Raw genomic sequence first — 2,394 nt, forward strand, 5'->3', positions numbered from 1 at the left:
TCCCACAGGTACAGCGTGATCCTTGTGGGGAGCGAGCCTGCTCGCGAAGGGGGCCCGTCAATTCACCGCAGAACTCACAGCGACCGCGCAATGATCTCCTTCATGATTTCGTTGGTACCGGCATAGATCCGCTGCACCCGTGCATCCGCCCACGCCCGGGCCACCGGGTACTCCCACATGAAGCCGTAGCCGCCATGCAACTGCACGCACTCGTCGAGCACCTTGCATTGCAGGTCGGTGCCCCAGTATTTGGCCATCGCTGCTGTCGGAACGTCGAGCTTGCCTTGCAGATGCAATTCCAGGCACTTGTCGACAAATACTCGGCCGATCTGAATCTCCGTCGCCATTTCCGCCAGTTTGAAGCGGGTGTTCTGGAAGTCGGCAATGGCCTTGCCGAACGCCTTGCGATCACGGGTGTAATCCAGCGTCCATTGCAGCGCAGCTTCGGCTGAGGCCAGACCTCCGATGGCTACCGTCAGTCGTTCCTGTGGCAATTCCTGCATCAGGTAGGCAAACCCTGCCCCGGCCTGGCCCAAGAGGTTTTCCTTCGGCACACGCACGTCCTGGAAGAACAATTCCGACGTGTCCTGCGCCTTCATTCCGACCTTCTCCAGGCGTTTGCCCTTCTCGAAGCCCGGCGTATTCGCCTCTACCACAAACAGGCTGGTGCCCTTGGCGCCGGCCTTCGGATCAGTCTTGGCGACCACGATCACCAAATCAGCGAGAAAGCCGTTGGTGATGAAGGTCTTGGAGCCGTTGATCACGTACTCGTCGCCGTCCAGCACTGCGGTGGTCTTGACCCCTTGCAGGTCGGAACCGGCACCCGGCTCGGTCATCGCAATCGCGCTGACCATCTCGCCCGAGACCAGTTTCGGCAGGTATTTTTGCTTAAGCGCTTCGCTGCCGTAATGCAGGATGTACGGCGCGACGATGTCCGAATGCAGCGAGAAACCGATACCGGTCAGACCCAGGCGACCGACCTCTTCGATCACCACGGCGCTGTACAGAAAGTCCGCGCCCAGGCCGCCGTATTCTTCCGGCAGGTGCGAGCAAAGCATCCCCGCCTCCCCTGCCTTGTTCCACAGCTTGCGGTCGATGTGGCCTTGTTTCTCCCATTGCGCATGGAACGGCACGGCCTCTTTTTCGAGGAAGGTTCGTACGCTGTCGCGGAACAATTCGTGCTCGGAGCTGAACAAGGTTCTGGGGATCATGCGGCACCTTTCATTGTTGTTGGAGGAATGTGACGTTCAGAGACTAAGCCTCACCTCCGACACAGGACACTGGACACATCCGACAAAAAATAAGACGATCCAGCCGTCTGGTGACCACTTTCCCTTATAAAAACAAAACAAAAGTTGAATTATGTCCAAGCAAGTCTCCACGCCCTTGCGGCGCGTCAGCATCCTGGCAATCGACCGGGTTTTCGCATCCACTCTCATGCAGGCCAAGGACTTTTTCCATCTGGCCAGCCTGCGTTACGGCAAACAACTGGGCCACGGCCTGACACCGGCGTTTGAAACCCGCCTGGTCAGCCCCGACGGCAAACCGGTGAACAGCTTCAGTGACGTGATGATGCCGGTGGACGGCGGCCTGGAAAACGCCGACGTCATCATCCTCCCGGCGTTCTGGGACGATTTCGACACCCTGTGCGGCCGTTATCCACAAATCCTGCCGTGGCTGCGCGAGCAGCACGCCCGCGGCGCCGTGCTCTGCGGCGAAGCCACCGGGGTGTTCTGGCTGGCCGAGGCCGGTCTGCTCAACGGCAAGGAAGCGACCACTTACTGGCGCTTCTTCAATGCCTTCGCCGAGCGCTTCCCCAAGGTGTACCTCAATCAGGACAAGCACCTGACCGACGCCGACAATCTGTATTGCGCCGGGGGCACCACTTCGGCCTGCGATCTCTATATCTACCTGATTGAACGCTTTTGCGGCGCCAACGTGGCGCAAGCCGTGGCCCGCGACATTCTGTATGAAGTACAGCGCAGTTATTCGCCGGGACGTATCGGTTTCGGCGGACAGAAGCTGCACCAGGACGTGATCATCCTGCAGATCCAGCACTGGCTCGAAGAGCATTTCGCCGACAAGTTCCGCTTCGAAGACGTGGCCCGCGAGCACGGCATGAGCATCCGTAATTTCATGCGCCGCTTTCAGACTGCGACTGGCGACAAGCCGCTGCACTACTTGCAACGCCTGCGCATCGAGACTGCCAAAGGTCTGTTGTCGGGCAGCCGCAAGAGCATCAAGACCATAAGTTATGAGGTCGGCTACGACGATGCGAGCTTCTTTGCGCGGCTGTTCCGCCAGCACACCGAGCTGTCGCCGAACCAGTATCGGCAGCAGTTTCAGCAGGCTGCCTAAAAGCAAAAGATCGCAGCCTGCGGCAGCTCCCTACAG

General features: G+C 59.3%; 2 protein-coding genes. One reads left to right on the top strand and one right to left on the bottom strand.

Translation table 11 applies throughout. The annotated features are described in order from the left end of the window. Positions 1 to 74: 74 nt before the first annotated feature. Complete coding sequence (locus tag HT737_RS10080) at positions 75 to 1,211, bottom strand: acyl-CoA dehydrogenase family protein (protein ID WP_108183751.1); 1,137 nt, start codon at positions 1,209 to 1,211, stop codon at positions 75 to 77. Positions 1,212 to 1,461: 250 nt separating this feature from the next. Here HT737_RS10080 and HT737_RS10085 point away from each other — a divergent pair, with 250 nt between their 5' ends. Further along, positions 1,462 to 2,358 carry a GlxA family transcriptional regulator gene (locus HT737_RS10085; protein ID WP_179295013.1) on the top strand — a complete coding sequence of 299 codons (897 nt, stop codon included), beginning with the start codon at positions 1,462 to 1,464 and terminating at the stop codon, positions 2,356 to 2,358. Positions 2,359 to 2,394 lie beyond the last annotated feature (36 nt).

Origin of the sequence: Pseudomonas sp. MD195_PC81_125 (genome assembly GCF_014060985.1) — a bacterium.
Lineage (GTDB): Bacteria > Pseudomonadota > Gammaproteobacteria > Pseudomonadales > Pseudomonadaceae > Aquipseudomonas > Aquipseudomonas parakoreensis.

Excerpts from the sequence above, each read along its gene's own strand:
- HT737_RS10080 (WP_108183751.1), bottom strand. The coding sequence starts at position 1,211 with ATGATCCCCAGAACCTTGTTCAGCTCCGAGCACGAATTGTTCCGCGAC.